Genomic DNA, 23023 nt, shown 5'->3' with positions numbered 1-23023 from the left:
CGGCACCTCCGGTCCGGGAGCAGAAGGAAGGCGACATGGCCGGGGCACATTGGCACTCCGCTTGACCGAGTGCTAACTGCCGTCCTAGTCTCAGTTCTGGCACTCCCCACGGGAGAGTGCCAAATATGGCGACGGGCCGGTCCGGCACCCGCGACGACGGATCCATCCGGTCGCCACTCAAACAGTTCACCCCGTGAGATCTCCGAAGGGGGAGACCGGATCGTGTCGACAACCAGCTCCAAGGTTGCCATTAAGCCGCTCGAGGACCGCATTGTGGTCCAGCCGCTCGACGCCGAGCAGACCACGGCCTCCGGCCTGGTCATTCCGGACACCGCCAAGGAGAAGCCCCAGGAGGGCGTCGTCCTGGCCGTGGGCCCGGGCCGCTTCGAGAACGGCGAGCGTCTTCCGCTTGACGTCAAGGCCAACGATGTCGTGCTGTACAGCAAGTACGGCGGCACCGAGGTGAAGTACAACGGCGAGGAGTACCTCGTCCTTTCGGCTCGCGACGTTCTCGCGATCGTCGAGAAGTAATTCACCGACGTATTTCTTGATCTGCGCCCCTGGCCCCGCATCTGCTGTGTTCGCACACCGAGTGACGGGCACTGGGGGCGCAGTTCGTTTTTGAGAGGACTGAATCAGCTCCATGGCGAAGATCCTGAAGTTCGACGAGGACGCCCGTCGCGCCCTTGAGCGCGGCGTCAACAAGCTTGCCGACACGGTCAAGGTGACGATCGGCCCCAAGGGCCGCAACGTCGTCATCGACAAGAAGTTCGGCGCTCCCACCATCACCAACGACGGTGTCACGATCGCCCGTGAGGTCGAGCTCGACGACCCGTACGAGAACCTCGGCGCGCAGCTGGTGAAGGAGGTGGCGACCAAGACCAACGACATCGCGGGTGACGGCACCACCACCGCCACCGTGCTGGCCCAGGCGCTGGTCCGCGAGGGTCTGCGCAACGTCGCCGCCGGTGCTTCCCCCGCCTCCCTGAAGAAGGGCATCGACGCCGCGGTCAAGGCTGTGTCCGAGGAGCTCCTCGCGACCGCCCGCCCGATCGATGACAAGTCCGACATCGCCGCTGTCGCCGGTCTCTCCGCGCAGGACAAGCAGGTCGGTGAGCTCATCGCCGAGGCGATGGACAAGGTCGGCAAGGACGGTGTCATCACCGTCGAGGAGTCCAACACCTTCGGCCTGGACCTGGACTTCACCGAGGGCATGGCCTTCGACAAGGGGTACCTGTCGCCGTACATGGTGACCGACCAGGAGCGTATGGAGGCCGTCCTCGACGACCCGTACATCCTGATCCACCAGGGCAAGATCGGTTCGATCCAGGACCTGCTGCCGCTCCTTGAGAAGGTCATCCAGGCGGGTGGCTCCAAGCCGCTGCTGATCATTGCCGAGGACGTCGAGGGCGAGGCCCTGTCGACCCTGGTCGTGAACAAGATCCGCGGCACCTTCAACGCGGTCGCGGTCAAGGCCCCCGGCTTCGGCGACCGCCGCAAGGCGATGCTCGGCGACATGGCCACCCTCACCGGCGCCACGGTCATCGCCGAAGAGGTCGGCCTCAAGCTCGACCAGGCCGGTCTCGACGTGCTGGGCACCGCCCGCCGCGTGACCATCAGCAAGGACGACACCGTCATCGTCGACGGCGGTGGCAAGTCCGACGAGGTCCAGGGCCGCGTCAACCAGATCAAGGCCGAGATCGAGTCCACGGACTCCGACTGGGACCGTGAGAAGCTCCAGGAGCGCCTCGCGAAGCTGGCCGGCGGCGTGTGCGTGATCCGCGTCGGTGCCGCCACCGAGGTGGAGCTCAAGGAGAAGAAGCACCGTCTGGAGGACGCCATCTCCGCGACCCGCGCCGCGGTCGAGGAGGGCATCGTCTCCGGTGGTGGCTCCGCTCTGGTGCACGCCGTCAAGGTGCTCGACGGCAACCTGGGCAAGACCGGCGACGAGGCCACCGGTGTCGCGGTCGTCCGCCGCGCCGCCGTCGAGCCGCTGCGCTGGATCGCCGAGAACGCCGGCCTTGAGGGCTACGTCATCACCTCGAAGGTCGCCGAGCTCGACAAGGGCAACGGCTTCAACGCCGCGACCGGTGAGTACGGCGACCTGGTGAAGGCCGGCGTCATCGACCCGGTCAAGGTCACCCGCTCCGCGCTGGAGAACGCCGCTTCCATCGCTTCGCTGCTGCTCACGACCGAGACCCTGGTCGTCGAGAAGCCGGCGGAGGAGGAGCCCGAGGCGGGCCACGGCCACGGCCACTCGCACTGAGGCTGACACGCCGCACGCCTGAGGCCCGGTACCCCTTCGAAGCGAAGGGGTACCGGGCCTCGGTGGTTCCTCAGCGGTTCTTCAGTGGTTACTGGCCGAGGCGGGGCGCGGCGGCCCCGGCGCCCCCGGGCGCACTCGGGACTGTGCCGCCCGATGGCAACCGGTGCCTTCGGCTAGGCGGAGTGCGTCAGGTCCGACGGCAGCACCGGGTCCGCGAACTCCTGGCCCGACGCATACCGTTCGAGCTCATCCAGAGCCTGGTCAGCCATCCGGTGCAGCTCGCCGCCGAGCGACCCCGCGACATGCGGCGTGAGCAGGACGTTCGGCAGGTCGTAGAGCGGTGAATCCGCATACGGGGTCTCAGGATCCGTCACATCGAGCACCGCGTGCAGCCGTCCACCCGCCAGTTCCGGAATCAGTGCGTCCTCGTCGATCAGCGAGCCGCGGGCCGTGTTGATCAGCGTCGCCCCGTCCCGCATCGCGGTCAGCTGGCGGGCTCCGATCATGTGCCGGGTGGCAGGAAGCTGCGGGGCATGCACGCTGACGATGTCACTGTGGGCGCACAGGTCGTCCAGTCCTACCGGCTCCACGCCGAGCGCGGCGGCTTCGGCCGTGTCGACGTACGGGTCGTACAGGAGGACCCGCAGATCGAAGGGGCGCAGCAGTTCGATCACCCGTCGGCCGATCCGGGAGGCACCGATGATCCCGACGGTACGGCGGTAGTTGCCCGCGCCGTCCAACTCGTCCCGCCAGTCGTGGTCGCCCCGCATCGCGCGGTACCGGTACGCGGACTGCAGGACACGCTTGTTGGCGAGCAGGATCGTGGCGAGGGTGTACTCGGCGACGGGCAGCGCATTGGCCGCGGCGGCCGAAGCGACGGTGATGCCGCGCTCCCAGCATGCCTCGGTGATGTGGTGCTTGACCGAGCCGGCCGCGTGGACGACGGCGCGGAGCCGGGGGGCGGAGTCCAGGACCGGGGTGGTGAGCGGGGTCGCGCCCCAGCAGGTGAAGAGGACTTCGGCCTCGGCGAGAGCGGCGGCCACCTCGGCCGTGGGTCTCGCCAGGTCGTGAGCGACGAGTCGGCTGTCCGTACGGGCCAGAGCGGTGAGCCGGACGTGATGGCGCTCGGCGAACAGGCGCTCCATGATGCCCGGAGCCATCGCAAGCAGGACGCCCGGCCGATTGTCAGTGACGTGGTGCATGGTGGTCCCAGTGCTCCTTCTCGGTTGCTCGGGGCGAAGCGCGGTCGTCATTTGACGCTTCCGGCGGTCAGGCCGGCCTTCCAGTGCCGCTGGAGGGAGACGAAGGCGACGATCAGGGGGATGACAGCGAGGAGGGACCCGGTGACCACGAGCGGATAGAAGCTCGGCTCACCATGGGTGTTGGTGTTCCACGAGTACAGGCCGAGGCTCAAGGGGAAGAGATCGCGGTCGGAGAGCATGACCAGGGGGAGGAAGAAATTGTTCCAGATCGCGGTGAACTGGAAGAGGAAAATCGTCACGAACCCCGGCATCATCATGGGCATACCGATGGACCAGAAGGTCCGCAGTTCACCGGCCCCGTCGATACGGGCTGCCTCCAGGGCCTCGTTCGGGATGTAGCCGGCGCTGAAGACCCGGGCGAGGTAGACGCCGAAGGGGTTGACGAGGACCGGGATCAGCACCGACCAGTAGGTGTTGACGATGCCGATCTTGCTGGCCAGCAGATACATCGGCAGGGCGAGTGCGGTGGTGGGTACGAGCACGCCGAGCAGGACGAGCCCGAAGAGCTTCTCCTTGCCCCGGAACTCGTACTTGTCGAAGGCGTATCCGGCGGCGACGCAGATCAGCGAGCAGAGCACGGCGCCCACACCTGCGTACAGCAGGCTGTTCCCGTACCACCGGAAGTAGACGCCGCCACCGTAGGAGGCCAGGTCGGAGAGGTTCTGGCCGAGGTCGAAGCCCTTGAAGGAGAAGGCGTTGCCGGAGAGCAGCCCGCCGGTGTCCTTGGTGGAGGCGGTGACCAGCCAGATGAGCGGGAAGAGCATGTAGACGACGACGAGGACCAGTGCGCCGTTGACCGCGGTCTTCGAGAGCCAGCGGTTCTTCGGCGCCGGGCGGGGGCTCATGCGTTCTTCCCCTTGCGGCCGGTGAAGCGGGTGACGAGGAACGACAGCAGTGCGGCGGTGAGAGCCAGGAGCACGGAGGCGGACGCCGCGAGCCCGTAGTCGTTGCGCGAGAAGGCGGCGGTGTACGCGTACATGTTCGGTGTCCAGGTGGAGGAGACGGCCGACCCGGCGCCGCTGTTGAGGATCAGCGGCTCGGTGAACAGCTGGAGCGAGCCGATGACGGTGAACAGCGCGACCATCACGACGGAGGCGCGGATCAACGGGAGTTTGATGCTGATGGCGGTGCGCCAGCCGCCTGCGCCGTCCACCGTGGCCGCTTCGAGAACCGAGCGGTCGATGGCCTGCAGGGCGGCGTAGAAGATCACCATGTTGTAGCCGAGCCACTCCCACAGCGCGATGTTCACGATGGAGGGGAGAGCGCCCGACGAGGAGAAGAAGTCGAAGCCGATGCCGCCCGAGTGCATCGCGGAGACCACCGGGCTCAGACCGGGTGTGTAGAGGTAGACCCAGATCAGCGCCGCGATGATGCCGGGAACGGCGTGCGGCAGGAAGAGTGCGAGCTGGAAGAAGCGCTTGGCACGGGCCAGCGCGGAGTCCAGCAGCAGTGCGAGTGCGAGGGCGCCGCAGACCATCAGGGGGATGTAGACGACGCAGTATCCGAGCAGTACGCCGAAGCCCTCGCGGAAGGCCCGGTCACCCAGCGCCGCCGCGTAGTTGTCGAGACCCGAGAACACGGACTCGGAGCCGCCGAACCCCAGTCCCGACTGCTTCTCGGTGAAGAGGCTGAGCCAGACCGCGTATCCGATCGGCACCAGCATCACAGCGGTGAACAGGACGTAGAACGGGGTCAGCAGGATCGCGGCGGCGCGGGTGCGGGCCTTCATACCGGTCAGCCCTCGACCTTCAGTCCGCGCTTCTTCAGTTCCTGGACGGTCGCGTCATGGCCGGCCTTGACCGACCCGGTGATCGTGGAGCCACCGCTGGCGACCTTGCCGAACTGGTCCTTGATCGCGGTGTTCGTGGTGCCCGTCGCCGGACCCCAGGTCCAGCCCTGCTTGATCGAGGCGGCTGCGGTGCCGAACAGCTGGTAGATGTCCTGGCCGCCGTAGTACGACGCGTCGAAGGCCTTCTTGGCGGCGGGCAGCAGCTCGGTGGCGGCCGGGTAGGCGCTCGACGTGCCCGATGCGATACGGGCCTTGATGCCGTCCTGCGTGGTCGACATCCACTTGGCGAACTCGACTGCCGCGTCGGCGTGCTTGCTGTCCTTGGTCACGGCCCAGGTGGAGCCACCGAGCATGCCACTGGCGGCCTGCCCGTCCCAGGTCGGCATCGGGGCTATGGCCCACTTGCCCTTCTGCTCGGGCAGTGTGGACTTCAGGACCCCGGCGCCCCAGGCGGCCCCGAGGTAGCCGATGGTGCCGCTGTTCTTCAGGGAGTTGGTCCACTCCGGGCTGAAGGAGGCCTGAGACCGGATCAGATCATCCTTGATCAGCCCCTGCCAGTAGCCGGCGACCTTGTTGGTGGCGGAGTCCGTCGTGTTGATCTTCCAGGTGTCCCCGTCCGCCTTGAACCACTGGGCGCCGGCCTGCCAGGCCATCGCCTCGAAGGTGGTCGGGTCATCAGGGAAGAACGTGCCGATCCGGGCCTTCTTGTCGGCCTTCTTGATCTTCTCGGCGGCCTTGCGGAAGTCGTCCCAGGTCTTGGGCACCGCGACGCCGTACTTGCTGAACAGATCCTTGCGGTAGTAGAAGGCCTGCGGCGACGCGTCGAACGGGACGGCCCAGTTCTTGCCGCCCAGCGTCGTCTGCTCGACGGCCTGCGGCAGGAACTGCTTCTTGACGTCGTCGGTCATGTACTTGCTGATGTCCTGGAGCGCGCCCTGGCTGACGTACTCCGGCAGCTGGGGGTACTCGATGGAGACCAGGTCGGGGGCGTTGCCCGCCTTGACCGCGTTGGAGATCTTGGCGTAGCCGCCGGCGTTGCCGGACGGGATCTCCTCGTACTTCACGTGGATGTTCTTGTGCGAGGCGTTGAACGCGTCCACGGTCTCCTTGGACCCCTTGGCCCAGCCCCAGAACGTGATGGTCACGGGCTTGCCGTCCGTGCCCTTCGCGGAGTCGTCGCCGCTGCTGCCACAGGCCGTGAGGACGGCCAGGGCAGTGGCGGCGCCGGCTATGGAAAGGGTCGTTCTGCTCCAACTGCGGCTCACAGCGAGACTCCTGAGCTAGCGGCGACATTGACGTTGGCCGTGATCCTTGGCCCCGCAATGACCGAAGTCAAGAGCGAAAGATTGAATGATCGAAAAAAGATCAGAGTGTTATCGAAATCCGGGCGGAGCCGACGCCGTGCGCAATCTCGGGGGCGGCGTCCTGTGCGACCTACCAGGGCCTGGGCCTCTGTGGCCTGCCGCGGTCTGGTCTGTGTGACCTGCCGGGGCCGGTGCGTCTACCGGGGCGCCCCCGCCCCGCAGGAGGCCCGGACGTGCAGCCGGGGCAGCAGGGCCAGATGCCGGCCCGGCTCCTCCTGCTCCTGGTGCTCCGGTGCCCGGCCGTGCGGTCCCGCGCTCAGCCGCTCGACCAGCATCCGGGTCCCGTGCAGCCCGACCTGGCGTTTCGGCGGAGCCACCGCGGTGAGCGGAGTGTCCGCGAGGGCGGCCACCTCGTCGTCGTAGGCGACCAGTGCCAGGTCCTCCGGCACGCGTACGCCCAACTCGGCCAGGCGCTGCACCAGATGGATGGCGTCCACATCGTTGTGGACCAGGGCCGCCGTCACGCCCCCGGTGGCCACCGCGGCCTGCACGGTTCGTACGGCCTCCTCGAAGCGGCCCCGGTCGAGTTCGGCCGGCACCGAATCGATCACCGGGCGCGGCTGCTCCAGGCCCAGCGCGCCCAGTGCCTCGGCGTAGCCGGCCCGTACCGCGAGCGCGGTCGGGCTGTCCGCGCGCGCGACCAGCAACGGTGCGCCGTGGCCGAGCCGGATCAGATGGCGCACGGCCAGCAGCACCCCGTGCCGGTGGTCTGAACACACCCGGTCCATGTCGTCGAGAGGGCTGCCCAGTGCGGGCTGCCGCTCCAGGAGCACGGCAGGTACCGGCAGCTCCGACATCCAGTCCCCGTAAGCCGCCTGGTCGCCAGCGGCCTGCCAGCCCGGCGCGATCAGCAGCCCCTCGGCGCCCGCCGCCAGCAGCCCCTCGGCGCGGGCCTTGTCCTCCTTCGGGCGGTAGTCGGAGATCCGCAGGATCAGCCGCGCGCCGGCCTGTGCGGCCGCGTCGTGCGCACCTCTGATCACTTCGGCGAAGTAGTACGTCGCTGAGGGGGCCAGCAGCCCGAGCACCAGTCCGCCGCCCCCGGGTGATGCCGCAGTTCCGCCTGCGGCTGCGGCTGCGGCTGCGGCTGCGGCTGCCGCGGACCGGGGCCAGGAGACCGAGCCGTGCACCCGGTCGAGCAGTCCGCGTTCCGCCAGTGCCTCGACGTCCCGCCGGACCGTGACGGGAGAGACGCCGAGCTGCGCCGCGAGATCGGATACGCGGGCCGATCCCTGCTCCCGTACGAACTCAAGCAGTCGGTCATGGCGTTCGTCGGCACTCTCGCGCACGGCGGCGGTCCCCCTCGCGGTCTGGTGGCTGGCTGTGTGATGGCGTGCTGTGTGATGGCTGGTTGTGTGACGACGGGCTGTGTGGCGAAGGGTTTTGTGGTGACGGGTTCTTGGTGGTCGGCTGGGCAGGTCGGATGCCACGGCCAGACCTTAATGCAATCTGATCGAACGATGGCAGTTTCGATCATTCGTCACTCTTGCATTGACGTTCGATCATTCGCGGGTTCAAGATGCCGGGCGACGACGAAGTCCGCCTCCAGGGAGCATCATGCTGAGCCCGAACCTGTCGAGCCAGCCCGGTCCGCACGCTCAGCCCCATCCGCTTGGTCCGCAGGGTCCCGCCGGCCCGCAGGGTCCGCCCGGCCGGCTCAGCCCGTACACCGGCTGGACCCGTGCCGACTGGGAGGAGGCGGCTGATGAACTGCTGCTGGCCGTGCGCCCCTACGCCTCGCCCCGTCATGGTTTGATCAATCTCCCTGGAAACCGGCCCAGTTGGTCGGGCCGGCGCTCCGACGGCCTCGAAGGGTACGCCCGCACCTGGCTCCTTGCCTCCTTCCGGGTCGCGGGTGCAGAGGGCCACGATCCGCACGGCTTCCTCCCGCGATACGCCGAGGGTCTCGCTGCAGGCACGGCGCCGGTACCGGGAGGGGCGGGCCCCGGCGATGCGGACAGCTGGCCCCGGATGGCAGACACCTCGCAGGCCGTCGTGGAATCCGCGTCCGTCGCGCTCGGGCTGCGCCTCACGCGGCCCTGGCTCTGGGACACCCTCGACGACCGCACGCAGCAGCAGGCCGTCGACTGGCTGCTGCCCGCGCTCGGCCCGTCACCCGTGAACAACAACTGGTGGCTCTTCGGCCTCACGGTTGCCGGTTTCCTGCAGGACGCCGGAATCGAGACCGACCGGTCGCGGCAGACGATCGACCGTGCGCTGGAACGTATCGAGGAGTGGTGGCTCGGCGAGGGCTGGTACAGCGACGGCCCCAACCGTTCCTTCGACCACTACAACGCCTGGGCGATGCACTTCTACCCGGTCCTGCACGCCCATCTCGGCGGGGAAGCGGAACTGCTCGCCCGGTACGGGCCCCGGCTGCACGCCCACCTCGACGCGTACACGCGGATGTTCGGTGCGGACGGCGCACCGATGCCGTACGGCCGCTCGCTCAGTTACCGTTTCGCCGCTGCGGCTGCCCCCTGGCTCGGCGCCATGACCGGGCACACCCCACTGACGCCCGGCGCCACTCGCCGCCTGGCCTCCGGAACCCTGCGGTACTTCCTGGACGGGGACACGGACGAGCACAGGGGCACGGACGAGCACAGGGGCGGGGACGGGGGCCGGGACGGCGGGGCCCCGCAACTGAACTCGACGCCGACAGCCCCGTCGGCCCAGGTGAACCCGGCCGTACCCAACCGTCCTGCACACCGTCGCGCGACCGACGAACGTGGACTGCTCGCCCTGGGCTGGCATGGCCCGTACGAACCGATCATCCAGCGGTACTCGGGCCCCGCGTCGCCCTACTGGGCGTCCAAGGGGTTCCTCGGGCTGCTGATGCCCGCCGACCATCCGGTCTGGACGGCGGAGGAGGAACCGCTGCCCGCCGAGACGGCGGACGCGGTGACCGTACTGGGCCCGCCTGCCATGCTGATCCAGTCCACCACGGCGGACGGGCTCGTACGTCTGCACAATCACGGCAGTAACCATGTCGGTGAGGACGACGATCCGGGATATTCCCGCTACGCGTACTCCACTCGCACAGGATTCACGAGCACAGGATTCACGAGCGCCGGATTCACGAGCGCCGTCAGTACCGGGATCACGACGAGCAGTCGCGCGGGCTCCACAAGCTCCGGCATCCCCGTCACCGCCCAGGCTTCTTCGCGCGACAACCACTTCGCACTGGTCATCGACGGCGAGTCCACCCCCCGTGGCCCCGCTACGCCGCTCGCCTCCGGACCCGGTTGGGTGGCGTCCGTGACCACACCGCTTCCCGGGGTACGGATCGTCTCCGCGACGGTGGCCCACGGCCGTGCTGAGCTCCGCGCGCATCTGGTCTCCGGAGCAGCTCCCGGCACCCCCGTACGCCAGACCGGCTGGGCCATCGCCACGACGGCCAGAACCGGCGCTGTCCCCACCACGGCCATCACCCCAGCGACCACCCCGGCCACCACCGGAGCAGAAACCACCGGAACAGAGACCACCGGAGCAGAAACAACAACCGCCACACCGGACGTGTCCACAACGCAGACCGCGCCTGCCCCGCAGACCGCGCCCGCCGCACTCACCCCCGCCGAGCCAGTCACCTCCCGTCCTCCTGGCCACTTGACTGCCCAGCTCCACCCGGTCCACGGCTACACCGGAGCGACACGTCAACTCGACTCCGGGTCAACCCTGTTCGGTCCGAGCTCCCGGATTCTCTCCCTCGACGGGGTCACCACCGCACCCGATTCGCTCTTCGTCAGCCTCGCTTCGCTCACGGCGGAGCCGGCCCCGGTCCCCGCCGCATCCCTCGCGACCATCCACGCCAGCGATCCCCGCACGATTCACGTGACCTGGCAGGACGGCACCACCGCCGTACTGCGACTCCCGGAACTCCCGGAGGAACGATGAGACTTCGCCCTGCGCACACCCCTCTGACCTCCGCGCCCCTCAACGCGGGAGCCCTTACCTCAGCGCCCCTCACCTTCGGGTCCTCCCCCACCTCCGCGCCTCTCACCGCCCTCGCGATGAGAGGACTGGCCGTGACCGGGCTTGCCCTGGCCGGGCTGGTCGTGACGGGACTGACCACAACCGGACTGGCCACCCCCGCCCAGGCAGCTCCCCACTCCGGAGCCCCCAGAGCCCCCAGAGCCCCCGGAATCACCTTCCACGTCGACTGCGCGGCCGCACCCTCACCCGCCGCCGCCAGGGGTGACGGCTCGGCCCGCCGCCCCTGGACCACCCTCGATCAGGCCAACGCCCACACCTACGGCCCCGGCGACCGCCTCCTCTTCAAACGAGGCGCGACGTGCGCAGGTTCCCTCACCCCGAAGGGAGCCGGATCTCCCCGCGCCCCCTTCACCATCGCCGACTACGGCCCGGGCAACGGCCGCGCCGCGATCGACGGTGCGGGCGCACACGACGCCGTACTGCTCTCCAACACCCAGTACGTCCACCTGACCGGACTGGAGATCACCAACGCCGCCGACCCCGGCAGTGAGCGCAACGCCGTCCGGCTCCGCCTCACCGACTACGGCACCGCCCACGGTTTCGAGATCGACCACCTCTATATCCACGACGTGCGCGGCGGCGACGCCAAGACCCTCACGGGTTCCAGCGCCATCCACATCGATGTCGAGGGCACGGCGAAGGCGAGCAGCTACGACGGCCTGGACATCCACCACAACCGCATCGAGAACGTCGACCGCGAAGGGATCTACTTCAAGTCGACGTTCTCCAAGCGCGATCTGGTCGGCCAGCAGCAGGACCCGAACGTCTACCCGGGCGCCTGGACCCCGTCCACCGACGTCCGTGTCCACGACAACACCCTGAAGTCCATCGGCGGCGACGGGATGAAGCTGGACACCACCAGCGGCGCGGTCGTGGAGCGCAACCGGGTCGACGGATTCCAGTTGCGTTCGCCCTCCGCCAACGCCGGCATCTGGACGTTCAACACCGATGACACCCTGATCCAGCACAACGAGGTCTCGGGCGGCGGGAACAGCCACGACGGCATGTCCTTCGACGCGGACGGCGCCTCCCGTCACACGGTCTTCCAGTACAACTACAGCCACGACAACAAGGGCGGCTTCCTGCTGGTCTGCCCGTACAGCGGGGCGAAGACCATCGACACGGTCGCCCGGTACAACGTCAGCCACAACGACGGCACCCGGCTGCTCCAGAACTGCGCGGGTCCCATCCTCAACACCCAGATCTACAACAACTCCTTCTCCAACAAGGAGACGATCCCCGGATATCTGGTCCAGGACGACAACAGCAGCCCTGCCACCACCCAGCACGAGCAGCACATCCGCAACAACATCTTCGTGAGCGGCGGCACCGGCGGTTACGGCTTCTCCAACCCGACGGCCGGCCTGGCGCTCGACCACAACGCCTTCTACGGGATCGACATGAACCGCCCCAACCCGGGAGGCATCACCTCCGACCCGCTGCTGCGCGGCGACTTCCGCCTGTCGAAGGGCTCACCCGCCATCGGCGCGGGAACGGCCATCCCGGACAACGGCGGCGAGGACTACTTCGGTAACAAGCTGAAGCCGGGCACACCCAGCATCGGCGCCTACGCGGGGCCGGGCATCACCGGCTGATCCCGAAGGCCGGCACGGACGACCGGCACGGACGACCGGCGCGGAGGACCGGCACGGACGACCGGCCCGGAAGACCGGCCCGGAAGGCCGGCCCGGAAGGCCGGCCCGGAAGGCCGGCCCGGAAGGCCGGCCCGGAAGGCCGTTACTGAGGACCGTACTTGCGGCCTGTCTTGGAGGTGATTCCCCCGAGCAGGCCGCGCGGTGCCAGTTTCGCCGCGCCCATCAGTGCCTTGTACCGGGGGTCGGGAATCGACAGCGTCTTCCCGCGCGAGAGATCCGCGAGCGCCGCCGTCACCAGTTTGTCGGCGTCCAGCCACATCCATCCGGGAATGTTGTCCGTCCCCATGCCCGCGCGTTCATGGAACTCCGTACGGACGAAGCCGGGGCACAGCGCCATCAGCCGTACCCCCGAGCCGGTCAGGTCCCTGGCAGCGCCCTGGGTGAACTGCATGACCCAGGCCTTCGAAGCTCCGTACGTCCCGCGCGGCAGGAACGCTGCCACCGACGCCACGTTGACGACGCCACCACGGCCCCGCTCCCGCATCCCCGGCACCGCGGCGGAGGTCAGCCGCAGGACTGCCTCGCAGTGCACCTTGAGCATGGTCAGTTCGTCGGCCATCGGAACGTCGAGGAACTGGCCCTTGTTTCCGAACCCGGCATTGTTGACCAGCAGGTCGATCGCGTTCCGGGAGTCCGCGAGGCGCTTCTCGACGAGCGCGATGCCGTCGTCGGTGCCGAGATCCGCGGTCAGCACCTCGGCTTCGATGCCGTGCCGGTCGTGCAGCTCGGTCGCCTGCTCCTGCAACCGTTCGGTATTGCGCGCCACCAGAACGAGATTGTGCCCGTCCGTGGCCAGTCGCCGCGCGAAGGCGGCTCCGATTCCCGCTGTCGCGCCCGTGATCAGTGCTGTCGTCATGAGCGGAACGTTAGTGCCCCGCCCGACCCCTGCGGCGACCCCGTATCCGGCCGTCCGCACGTCGGCATCCAGGGCTGTTCACAGCCCATTCACACGTGCACGCGTCCGTCATGCACACGAACCCCGATCAACATCAACCGCGACCAACATCAGCCCCGACCAACACCAGCACGCAATCACGAGCCACCTCGCCCATCAGTCCGAACTCGCGTGCTTGTCCGTGTAGTCCCGCGCCACGCCCAGCAGCCCCGACTCCATCCACTCCGCCGCCACCAGCGTCCGCGGCAGCAGTTCGCGCTCGATCGTCGCCGCGCGGAAGAGCAGTGCCACCGTGATGTCGTGCTCCGGGCGGCGTACGACCTCGACGGGGTCGCCGGCGCGGAAAGCGCCCGCCCGGATCACCCGCAGCAGCGCTCCGGGCGCCCCGGCCAGAGTGAAGCGCCTGACCCACCCCGGCTCGCCCACGTGCCCCTGGAACGTACGGCAGGGAATGCGTCCGCCGGTGACCTCCAGCACGACATCGGGGCCTACGCGCCACTGTTCACCGATCAGCGCGCCGCTCACATCCACACCGCTGGTGGTGAGGTTCTCGGCGAACGAGCCGTCGGCCAGCGGGCGACCCAGTTCCTGCTCCCAGGTGTCCAGGTCCTCGCGGGCGAAGGCGTACACCGCGCGGTCGTCGCCGCCGTGGAAACGCAGGTCGCAGACCGAGTCACCCTCGACCCCACTGGCACCCACACCCTTGGGGCCCGGCTGGAAAACCCGTACGGGGCCGTCGACCGGCCGCTTGTCGACGCCGGTCCGTCCGCCCTCGGCGTCCGTGTACGCGGCGGTCCTGGCGCGCCCCACATTCACTGACAGAAGTCTCATGGAGAGAGGCTAGAGGCTTGTTGACACCGTGACTCCGTCCGGGACACCGCGGGACACCGTCCGGCGCCCAGTTCCGGTGTCTCTCCGGACTCTCCGGTGAGTCCGGTGCCCCGCCGCGGTACCGGCCCCGGCCCCTGCCGCAGCCCCGGCACCGCATCGCCCCTCGCCGTCATAGCCAGTACGCGATAATCCGCGGCTGCCCCAAGAGTCGCTTATGCTTGCATCATGATCGAGGCCCGCCATCTCCGCGTCCTGCGAGCCGTCGCCGCCACCGGCTCCTTCTCCGCGGCCGCCCGCGAACTGGGCTGCACCCAGCCCGCGGTAAGCCAGCAGATGAAGGCCCTTGAGGCGTCTTCGGGGACGACGCTGCTGATCCGCACGGGCCGCGAAATGCGCCTCACTCAGGCGGGCGAGGCCCTGGTCCGGCACGCGGGCGGCATCCTCGCCGGGCTCACGGCAGCCGAGGAGGAGGTCGCCGCCATCGCGGGGCTGCGTGCGGGCCGGGTGCGGCTGGTGTCCTTCCCCAGCGGCAGCTCGACGCTGGTACCCACCGCCCTGGCGGCGCTGCGGGCCGCCCATCCCGGCACCCGGGTCTCCCTGGTCGAGGGAGAGCCGCCGCGGTCCGTCGAGATGGTGCGCGACGGGGACTGCGATGTGGCGCTCGCCTTCCGCTACGGGCCTGCCACGGACGAGTGGGACGACCTGGTCGTACGGCCGCTGCTCACCGACCGCATGGTCGGACTGGTCCCGGCCGGGCACCGGCTGGCAGACGCGGACGCCATCACCGTGGGCGACCTGGCCGACGAGTCCTGGATCGCGGGCTGCCCGCGCTGCCGCCGACAGCTGGTCGAGGTCTGCGAGAGTGCGGGCTTCACCCCGCGGATCGACTTCGCGACCGACGACTATCCAGCGGTGATCGGCCTGGTCGGCGCGGGTCTCGGGGTGGCTGTGCTGCCGGAGTTGGCGATCGAGTCCGTACGGCCCATGGGTGCCAGGACGGTATCGGTGGAGCCGGCGGTTCAGCGCGAGATCGTCGCACTGACCCTGCCGGATCTGGCCCAGGTCCCCGCCATCGCGGCGACCCTGGACCGGCTCACCCGGGCCGCCGCGCGCTGAGTCGAACGCTGCATGACGGCCTGGCCGCCGCGCCGAATCGCCACCCGGCTGACTGTTGCCCAGCTGTCCGCTGCCCTGTGGGTGGTGCGGACATGGTGTTCAGGGGAGGGCGGGCAGACGTACGGACGCACAGATACCCGTGTTCACGAGGCGGGCGGGCAGGAGGCGGGCGCGCGGGAGGAGGGCATGGGCAAGGTGGGCATGGGTGTGCAGGAACGTTTCGCCGCAAGGTTCAGGTGCTGACCGGCTAAGCGGGGCCGGAACCGTTCGGTGTCGCTGCGGTGATCAGCCTGTTGCGGGCCCGCCCCATCAGCTCCTCGCGTTCGTCCTCGGTCAGGCCGCCCCACACTCCGTAGGGCTCCCGTACGGCGAGCGCGTGCGCCGCGCACTCGGCGCGGACCGGGCAGCGCATGCACACCTCTTTCGCCGAGGTCTCACGCGCGCTGCGCGCTGCGCCCCGTTCGCCCTCCGGATGGAAGAAGAGCGAGCTGTCCACCCCGCGGCAGGCCGCGAGGAGCTGCCAGTCCCATAGGTCGGCATTGGGTCCGGGAAGGCGGGAAAAATCTGCCATTGCTTGTCCCCTTGAAGCCGTTGCTGAGGCGGGGGCGGTGATGTCGACCGCACCCGCGACCGTACATCCACGATGTAAGTAGATGTAAATATGACTCATTACGAATCTAGTCATAGACACCAGCAAAATGGAAGAAAAGCAGCTGAACGGGTCATTACCTCTCAAACTAGACAATTGGTGCGTGGAACTCTCCTCCGCGACCGTCCCCTCACGTAGAGTGCCGAAGGCGGCCGTCCGGCCCGTAACTCTTTCGAGTGACCATCGTTGAGAGTGCGTGGGCGGTTGAAACAAGAAGCGCTCGGGCACATGTCCGAGAGGCGTCGACCGCACAGGTGACGATTTGTACCCAGCCTGGAGGCTCAAGGTGACGCGCATCAGCTGCGGAGGGCGGTCATGACATCCGTCCTCGTCTGCGACGATTCCCCGCTTGCCCGAGAAGCGCTCCGTCGCGCGGTCGCGACGGTGCCCGGCGTCGAGCGGGTGACGACGGCGGCCAACGGCGAGGAAGTCCTCCGCCGCTGGGGTGCCGACCGTTCGGACCTGATTCTGATGGACGTACGGATGCCCGGTCTGGGTGGTGTGGAGACGGTGCGCCGGCTCCTCTCGGCCGACCCCGGCGCCCGGATCATCATGCTGACGGTCGCTGAGGATCTGGACGGTGTCGCGCTGGCGGTCGCCGCCGGTGCCCGCGGCTATCTGCACAAGGACGCCTCACGCGCCGAGCTGCGTGCGACGGTCACGCAGGCGCTCGCCGATCCGACCTGGCGGCTCGCCCCACGGCGACTCCGTTCGGCCGAAATGGGCGCGGCTCCCACGCTCACCGCGCGTGAGATCCAGGTACTCGAAGGGATGAGTCACGGCCGGTCGAACGCGGAGATCGGCCGGGAGCTCTTCCTCTCCGAGGACACGGTGAAGACGCACGCCAGGCGGCTGTTCAAGAAGCTCGGCGCCTCCGACCGTGCGCACGCGGTGGCGCTCGGTTTCCGGTGGGGCCTGGTTCGTTAGAGGATGACCGGCAGGACCCCCGTCCGCTCGGTGGCGGACGGGGTGGCGGACGCCCCAACTCTGTTTCCCGCGCGATGCCGCATCCTTGAGGTGTGGAGTTCCTCGGGGACGAGTCGTTCGAGCGGGAGGGGAGGGCGCAGCGGATGAGTTCCGGCGCACCTGCTCATAACGCTTCAGTGCACAACTACGAGCGTGGTGAAGCGGATGGTTCGGTGCCGAGGCACCATGGACCGATGCGGGACGACGAGGCTGCGAATGCCCATGGGGCCATCGGCGCGCTCGTCCACCTGGCTGTAGACGGAGACCAGCAGGCCACGCACGACCTGCTGGCGCACGTCCATCCGCTGGCCCTGCGCTACTGCCGTACGCGGCTGAACCGGCTGCCCGGCGACGCCCGCCACTTCGTGGAGGACCTTGCCCAGGAAGTCTGCGTCGCGGTCCTGATGGCGCTGCCGCGTTACAAGGACACGGGCAGGCCCTTCGAGGCCTTCGTCTTCGCCATCGCCACCCACAAGGTCGCCGATCTTCAGCGGGCGGCCATGCGCCACCCCGGATCCACGGCCGTGCCGTCGGACGAGATGCCCGAGCGGCCGGACGACTCGCTCGGCCCCGAGGAGCGTGCGCTGCTCAGCAGCGATGCCGCCTGGGCCCGAAAGCTGCTGGCCAACCTTCCGGACAACCAGCGCGAACTGCTGGTGCTGCGAGTCGCCGTCGGGCTGACCGCCGAGGAGACCGGGCAGATGCTGGGGATGTCGCCGGGGGCCGTACGGGTCGCTCAGCACCGAGCTCTGAGCCGGCTGCGGGCACTGGCCGAGCAGTAGGCCCTGGTCGGCGTCAGGTCCTCCTCGGCACGAGACCTTCGTCAGCGCGAGAGTTCGTCGGCACGAGACTTTCGTCGCACCAGATGCCGCGCAGGGACCTTCGTCACAGTCGCAGCCACAGTCGCAGCCGCTGTCACTGGCAGGCGCAGCCACAGTCACCGGCACGCGCAGCGCGAGCCCGGGCGGCCCGGGCTCGGGCAGGCACATCCCGTCGCCGGCAGGCGCCGGGAGACGTTGCAGTTTCCCGCAGGGCGGGCACCCGGGACCGGTCCGGCGGTAGAAACCTCCAAGGATTCCCGATCGGGGCGATCGTGGAATGAGACGCCTCTCCGGCCCGTTAGCATGGACATCCGCACCGATCAAGGCCATTTGGGGAAGGTGTCATGACTGCAAACGTCGACGGAGTGCCCGAGAAATTCGCGACGCTCGGGCTGACATACGACGACGTGCTGCTGCTGCCGGGCGCATCTGAAGTGCTCCCGAACGCCGTCGACACCTCGTCCAGGATCTCGCGGAACGTCACCGTGAACATCCCGCTGCTGTCCGCCGCGATGGACAAGGTCACCGAGGCCCGGATGGCCATCGCGATGGCCCGGCAGGGCGGTGTCGGTGTACTGCACCGCAATCTGTCGATCGAGGACCAGGCCAACCAGGTCGATCTGGTCAAGCGTTCCGAGTCCGGCATGGTCACCGACCCGATCACGGTGCACCCCGACGCGACGCTGCGCGAGGCCGACGAGCTGTGCGCCAAGTTCCGTATCAGCGGTGTCCCGGTGACCGACCCCGCGGGCAAGCTGCTGGGCATCGTCACCAACCGTGACATGGCGTTCGAGTCCGACCGCAACCGCCAGGTGCGCGAGGTCATGACCCCGATGCCGCTGGTGACCGGCAAGGTCGGGATCTCCGGCGCCGACGCCATGCAGCTGCTGCGCCGCCACAAGATCGAGAAGCTTCCGCTGGTCAACGACGCGGGCATTCTCAAGGGCCTGATCACGGTCAAGGACTTCGTCAAGGCCGAGAAGTACCCGAACGCGGCGAAGGACGGCGAGGGCCGGCTGCTCGTCGGCGCGGCCGTCGGGGCGAGCCCGGAGGCGCTGGACCGCGCCCAGGCGCTCGCCGAGGCCGGAGCCGACTTCCTGATCGTCGACACCTCGCACGGCCACAACAGCAACGCCCTCAACTGGATGGCGAAGATCAAGTCGAGCGTCTCCGTGGACGTCATCGGCGGGAACGTCGCCACCCGTGACGGTGCCCAGGCGCTGGTCGACGCGGGTGTGGACGGCGTCAAGGTCGGCGTCGGCCCCGGCTCGATCTGCACCACCCGCGTGGTCGCCGGTATCGGAGTCCCGCAGGTCACGGCGATCTACGAGGCCGCGCTCGCCGCGCGTGCCGCGGGCGTCCCGGTGATCGGCGACGGTGGCCTCCAGTACTCCGGAGACATCGGCAAGGCGCTCGCCGCCGGTGCCGACAGCGTGATGCTGGGCAGTCTGCTCGCCGGCTGCGAGGAGTCGCCCGGTGAGCTGCTCTTCATCAACGGCAAGCAGTTCAAGTCGTACCGCGGCATGGGCTCGCTCGGCGCGATGCAGACGCGTGGCCAGGCCCGCTCGTACTCCAAGGACCGTTACTTCCAGGCAGACGTGTCGTCCGACGACAAGCTCGTGCCCGAGGGCATCGAGGGCCAGGTGCCCTACCGGGGCCCGCTGGGCAACGTCCTGCACCAGCTCGTCGGCGGTCTGCGCCAGACGATGGGCTATGTGGGCGCGGCCAGCGTCGACCAGATGGAGAGCAAGGGCCGGTTCGTCCGGATCACGTCGGCGGGGCTCAAGGAGAGCCACCCGCACGACATCCAGATGACCGTCGAGGCCCCGAACTACGCACGGCGCTGAGGCGTACGTACCACCGCGGAAGCCCGCGGGCCGGACGGCCCGCGGGCTTCCGCGTGCGCGTCGGGGATACTGGAACGGCAGACGTAGAGGGAAAGGCCACACATCGTGACTGAGATCGAGATCGGGCGCGGCAAGCGCGGCCGCAGGGCGTACGCGTTCGACGACATCGCCATCGTGCCGAGCCGGCGCACCCGGGACCCGAAGGAGGTCTCGATCGCCTGGCAGATCGATGCCTACCGGTTCGAGCTGCCGTTCCTGGCCGCTCCGATGGACTCGGTCGTGTCCCCGCAGACCGCCATCCGCATCGGTGAGATGGGCGGCCTCGGAGTCCTGAACCTCGAAGGTCTGTGGACGCGGTACGAGGACCCGCAGCCGCTGCTCGACGAGATCGCCGGGCTCGACGAGGAGACCGCGACGCGGCGTCTCCAGGAGATCTACGCGGCCCCGATCCAGGAGGACCTGATCGGCCTGCGGATCAAGGAGGTGCGCGACTCGGGTGTGGTCACCGCGGCCGCGCTCTCCCCGCAGCGCACCGCCCAGTTCTCCAAGGCGGTCGTGGACGCGGGCGTCGACATCTTCGTCATCCGCGGTACGACGGTCTCGGCCGAGCACGTCTCCGGTGCCGCCGAGCCGCTGAACCTGAAGCAGTTCATCTATGAGCTGGACGTCCCGGTCATCGTCGGCGGCTGTGCGACGTACACCGCGGCGCTGCACCTGATGCGTACCGGAGCGGCCGGCGTGCTCGTCGGCTTCGGCGGCGGCGCCGCGCACACCACGCGCAATGTGCTGGGCATTCAGGTCCCGATGGCGACCGCGGTCGCCGATGTGGCCGCGGCCCGCCGCGACTACATGGACGAGTCCGGCGGCCGTTATGTGCACGTCATCGCGGACGGCGGTGTCGGCTGGTCCGGCGACCTGCCGAAGGCCATCGCCTGCGGCGCGGACTCGGTCATGATCGGCTCGCCGCTGGCCCGCGCGTCGGACGCGCCCGGCAAGGGGCACCACTGGGGCATGGAGGCCGTCCACGAGGACGTGCCGCGCGGAAAGCTGGTCGACCTGGGGATGGTCGGCACGACCGAGCAGGTCCTCTCCGGTCCCTCGCACATCCCGGACGGTTCGATGAACTTCTTCGGGGCGCTGCGCCGTTCGATGGCGACCACGGGGTACAGCGAGCTCAAGGAGTTCCAGCGCGTCGAGGTGACGGTCGCGGACGCCCAGCACAAGCGCTGAGCCGACGCCGCGGCACTGGACCCCACCGGTCTCCGGTTCCCGCATGTGTGGCGCCGTGCACAGGCCCGGACCGCAGTCGCGGTCCGGGCTTCGTGCTGCCTGCGCCGGCCGGAGGGCGGGCGGTGCCCGGGGCGTGGCTGTGCCGTGGAGCGGGCGGTGTCCTGGAGCGGTGCGGACGGTGCCCGGAGCGGTGGCCCGTGCCCGGGGCGGCCCGTGTTGTCAGAGCGCCCGCTTCATGCCTGCGAAGGACGCGGCCACGGCGATGGCGATGAAGAGGTAGCTGATGAAGTCGGAGTCGGCCCGCCAGGCGTCGTTGAGCAGGCCGAAGTGCTGGAAGAACAGTTCCGGTACGGAGATCGGGAGCTGCTTGGCCGCGATGATCGCCTCTCCGAGCAGTTGTCCGAAGTAGACGGACACCAGTGACAGGACGGCGCCCGCGGCTGCCAGGCCCACGTGGTCACCGCCCACCTTGCCCGTGGCGAATCCGATGATGAAGCCCACGGCGACGGCCGCGTAACCGAACTCGTGCTTGGTGGCCCCGAGGATGCCCCCGTACGCCGCGCCCACCACCAGGGCGGTGATCACGGCGACCACGATGCCGCCCGCGATGTTGACCTTCGCCGGGGCGGCCTGCGGCGCCATCGGGAAGCCGAAGCCCGGCGGCTGGTACTGCGCCAGTCGGTCCGAGGACGGATCCGGTGTCTGGGGCGGTGGCGCGGGCTGGGTCATGACGGGGTCCCCCCTGGGACAGATGCGCACGGTTGTGCGAGTGACGAAGGCCGCACGCTAGCAGCCCGCACCGACATCCACACATGACATTCACATCCGGCGGCCGCGGGGACAGCGCGGTGTGCACCCGCCGACGGGCCTGCGGCCGGCGGTCACAGCCGGTGGGCGGCTCCCACCGGGGTGGCTCCCCGGGTGTCGAGCAGCAGCTGCGCCTTCACCGCGAGGCCCTGGAGGTCGTAGGTCCGGTGGTGCTGGAGCAGCACCGTCAGATCCGCGCCCGCAGCCGCTTCGTAGAGGGAGTCCGCGCGGGGGACCGGCACGTCGCGGATGCGCCAGTCCGGGACGTACGGGTCGTGGTAGCTCACCGACGCGCCCAGGTCCATCAGCCGACGGGCGATCTCGCCGGCCGGGGAGTTCTGCTGGTCGGCGAGGTCGGGCTTGTAGGTGACGCCCAGGAGCAGGACGCGGGCGCCGCGCGCCGACTTGCCGTGCTCGTTGAGGAGGGTGGCGCAGCGCTGGATGACGTACTGCGGCATCCGGTCGTTGACCTGCTGGGCGAGTTCGACCATGCGCAGCGGGCGGACGGTGTGCGGGGGGCCCGCGGTGTCGACGGGGACGCCGTGGCCGCCGACGCCGGGGCCCGGCCGGAAGGGCTGGAAGCCGAAGGGCTTCGTCTCGGCGCAGCGGATGACGTCCCAGAGGTCGACGCCCAGCTCGTGGCAGAGCACGGCCATCTCGTTGACCAGGGCGATGTTGACGTGCCGGTAGTTGGTTTCGAGCAGTTTGGTCATTTCGGCCTCGCGGGGGCCGCGCGCTCGTACGACCTTGTCACTCAACCGGCCGTAGAAGGCCGCGGCGGATTCGGTGCAGGCGGGGGTCAGACCGCCGATGACCTTGGGGGTCGCCGCGTAGGGGTGGGTCCGGTTTCCGGGGTCGAGGCGGCTGGGGGAGTACGCGAGGTGGAAGTCCCGCCCGGCCCGCAGCCCGGACCCCTCTTCCAGGAGGGGGCGCAGGATTTCTTCCGTGGTGCCCGGATAGACGGCCGATTCGACGATGACCGTGGTGTGCGGGCGCAGCCTGGCGGCGAGTGCGCGGGTCGCGTCGGTGACCGGTGCCAGGTCGAGTGCCCGGTCCTCGCCCAGTGGGGTGGGTGCGCAGATGACGGCGGTACGGACCCGGCCCAGTTCGGCCGGATCGGTGACGGGCCGGAAGCCCCCCGAGAGCATCCGGCGGATGTCGGCCGCGCTCAGGGAGCCGTCGACGGGGGTGTGGCCGGCGGCGAGTTGAAGCAGGCGGCGCGGGTCGGTGTCGTAGCCGATGGTTTCGAGGCCTGTGGCGACGGCGGCCTGGGCGAGCGGCAGGCCGAGGTGGCCGAGTCCGATCACGGCGAGATCTGCGGGCATGGGTGATCCGTCCTTCCCAATAGCCGGAGGGGGACGAGTGCGCAAGTCCTGTGGACAGCGCAATGTCAGGTTAGGAGTAAATATGACCGATTTGCGGTATTGGGCGGGCCGGGGTGTCCGTGTGTTGTCCACAGGCGGTGGCTGAAGTGGGAGATCGCGGACAGAATCGAGGGTGCACCGGACACCGCTTCGGCGGCCTGATCAACGGGA

Annotated in this window: 19 protein-coding genes; 9 read left to right on the top strand and 10 right to left on the bottom strand. The window is 69.1% G+C overall.

The features are described from left to right. Positions 1-222 precede the first annotated feature (222 nt). The gene (gene groES / locus OG285_RS12765; protein WP_356828775.1) at positions 223-531 is read left to right on the top strand and encodes a co-chaperone GroES; all 309 of its coding nucleotides are present in this window, start codon (positions 223-225) and stop codon (positions 529-531) included. Positions 532-643: 112 nt separating this feature from the next. Next, a complete protein-coding gene (groL, locus tag OG285_RS12760; protein ID WP_356828773.1) occupies positions 644-2266 on the top strand; it encodes a chaperonin GroEL in 1623 nt (540 codons plus the stop codon). Positions 2267-2439: 173 nt separating this feature from the next. Here the strand turns inward: groL and OG285_RS12755 are convergent, their stop codons facing one another. The 5 genes from OG285_RS12755 to OG285_RS12735 all read right to left on the bottom strand — a co-directional run bounded on the left by OG285_RS12755 (position 2440) and on the right by OG285_RS12735 (position 7967). Beyond that, positions 2440-3468 (bottom strand): hydroxyacid dehydrogenase, encoded by a 1029-nt coding sequence (locus tag OG285_RS12755; RefSeq protein WP_371791013.1) that lies wholly within the window; start codon positions 3466-3468, stop codon positions 2440-2442. Positions 3469-3515: 47 nt separating this feature from the next. Further along, entirely contained in the window at positions 3516-4373 is an 858-nt protein-coding gene (locus OG285_RS12750) for a carbohydrate ABC transporter permease (protein ID WP_371791012.1), read from the bottom strand. Further along, the gene (locus OG285_RS12745) at positions 4370-5257 is read right to left on the bottom strand and encodes a sugar ABC transporter permease (RefSeq protein WP_356828767.1); all 888 of its coding nucleotides are present in this window, start codon (positions 5255-5257) and stop codon (positions 4370-4372) included. Before OG285_RS12745 ends, OG285_RS12750 begins: the two co-directional genes overlap by 4 nt. A gap of 5 nt (positions 5258-5262) precedes the next feature. Further along, positions 5263-6582 (bottom strand): sugar ABC transporter substrate-binding protein, encoded by a 1320-nt coding sequence (locus OG285_RS12740; RefSeq protein WP_356828765.1) that lies wholly within the window; start codon positions 6580-6582, stop codon positions 5263-5265. A 236-nt stretch (positions 6583-6818) separates the two neighbouring features. Beyond that, a complete protein-coding gene (locus OG285_RS12735) occupies positions 6819-7967 on the bottom strand; it encodes a substrate-binding domain-containing protein (RefSeq protein WP_371791011.1) in 1149 nt (382 codons plus the stop codon). A 268-nt stretch (positions 7968-8235) separates the two neighbouring features. Between OG285_RS12735 and OG285_RS12730 the strand changes: the two genes are divergently transcribed. Both OG285_RS12730 and OG285_RS12725 read left to right on the top strand, forming a co-directional pair. Continuing rightward, on the top strand, positions 8236-10572 hold the full coding sequence (locus OG285_RS12730) for a DUF2264 domain-containing protein (RefSeq protein WP_371791010.1): 2337 nt from the start codon (positions 8236-8238) through the stop codon (positions 10570-10572). A gap of 131 nt (positions 10573-10703) precedes the next feature. Further along, positions 10704-12266, top strand: coding sequence for a right-handed parallel beta-helix repeat-containing protein (locus OG285_RS12725; RefSeq protein ID WP_371791009.1), 1563 nt, complete (start codon positions 10704-10706; stop codon positions 12264-12266). Between the two features lie 142 nt (positions 12267-12408). Here the strand turns inward: OG285_RS12725 and OG285_RS12720 are convergent, their stop codons facing one another. Together OG285_RS12720 and OG285_RS12715 are read right to left on the bottom strand one after the other, a co-directional pair. Continuing rightward, positions 12409-13182 carry an SDR family NAD(P)-dependent oxidoreductase gene (locus OG285_RS12720; RefSeq protein WP_371791008.1) on the bottom strand — a complete coding sequence of 258 codons (774 nt, stop codon included), beginning with the start codon at positions 13180-13182 and terminating at the stop codon, positions 12409-12411. A gap of 195 nt (positions 13183-13377) precedes the next feature. Further along, the gene (locus OG285_RS12715) at positions 13378-14052 is read right to left on the bottom strand and encodes an MOSC domain-containing protein (protein ID WP_371791007.1); all 675 of its coding nucleotides are present in this window, start codon (positions 14050-14052) and stop codon (positions 13378-13380) included. Between the two features lie 225 nt (positions 14053-14277). On the opposite strand from OG285_RS12715, the gene OG285_RS12710 reads away from it, so the two are divergent. After that, a complete protein-coding gene (locus OG285_RS12710) occupies positions 14278-15168 on the top strand; it encodes a LysR family transcriptional regulator (RefSeq protein ID WP_356828753.1) in 891 nt (296 codons plus the stop codon). Between the two features lie 247 nt (positions 15169-15415). Here the strand turns inward: OG285_RS12710 and OG285_RS12705 are convergent, their stop codons facing one another. Next, the gene (locus tag OG285_RS12705; protein ID WP_164262592.1) at positions 15416-15739 is read right to left on the bottom strand and encodes a WhiB family transcriptional regulator; all 324 of its coding nucleotides are present in this window, start codon (positions 15737-15739) and stop codon (positions 15416-15418) included. 393 nt (positions 15740-16132) lie between these two features. Here OG285_RS12705 and OG285_RS12700 point away from each other — a divergent pair, with 393 nt between their 5' ends. The 4 genes from OG285_RS12700 (at position 16133) to OG285_RS12685 (ending at position 20681) form a co-directional block, all read left to right on the top strand. Next, on the top strand, positions 16133-16744 hold the full coding sequence (locus tag OG285_RS12700) for a response regulator transcription factor (RefSeq protein ID WP_003948568.1): 612 nt from the start codon (positions 16133-16135) through the stop codon (positions 16742-16744). Positions 16745-16977: 233 nt separating this feature from the next. Further along, positions 16978-17565 carry a sigma-70 family RNA polymerase sigma factor gene (locus OG285_RS12695; protein WP_371791006.1) on the top strand — a complete coding sequence of 196 codons (588 nt, stop codon included), beginning with the start codon at positions 16978-16980 and terminating at the stop codon, positions 17563-17565. 383 nt (positions 17566-17948) lie between these two features. After that, on the top strand, positions 17949-19451 hold the full coding sequence (gene guaB / locus OG285_RS12690; RefSeq protein ID WP_356828749.1) for an IMP dehydrogenase: 1503 nt from the start codon (positions 17949-17951) through the stop codon (positions 19449-19451). Positions 19452-19556: 105 nt separating this feature from the next. Further along, on the top strand, positions 19557-20681 hold the full coding sequence (locus tag OG285_RS12685; RefSeq protein WP_356828747.1) for a GuaB3 family IMP dehydrogenase-related protein: 1125 nt from the start codon (positions 19557-19559) through the stop codon (positions 20679-20681). A gap of 219 nt (positions 20682-20900) precedes the next feature. On the opposite strand, the gene OG285_RS12680 is transcribed toward OG285_RS12685, so the two are convergent. Together OG285_RS12680 and OG285_RS12675 are read right to left on the bottom strand one after the other, a co-directional pair. Then, on the bottom strand, positions 20901-21410 hold the full coding sequence (locus tag OG285_RS12680; protein ID WP_371791005.1) for a hypothetical protein: 510 nt from the start codon (positions 21408-21410) through the stop codon (positions 20901-20903). 152 nt (positions 21411-21562) lie between these two features. Next, entirely contained in the window at positions 21563-22813 is a 1251-nt protein-coding gene (locus OG285_RS12675) for a nucleotide sugar dehydrogenase (RefSeq protein ID WP_356828744.1), read from the bottom strand. Positions 22814-23023 lie beyond the last annotated feature (210 nt).

Origin of the sequence: Streptomyces sp. NBC_01471, assembly GCF_041438865.1 — a bacterium.
GTDB lineage: Bacteria > Actinomycetota > Actinomycetes > Streptomycetales > Streptomycetaceae > Streptomyces.
The sequence above is the reverse complement of the archived record's forward strand: the minus strand, read 5'-3'. Positions and strand labels throughout refer to the sequence as shown.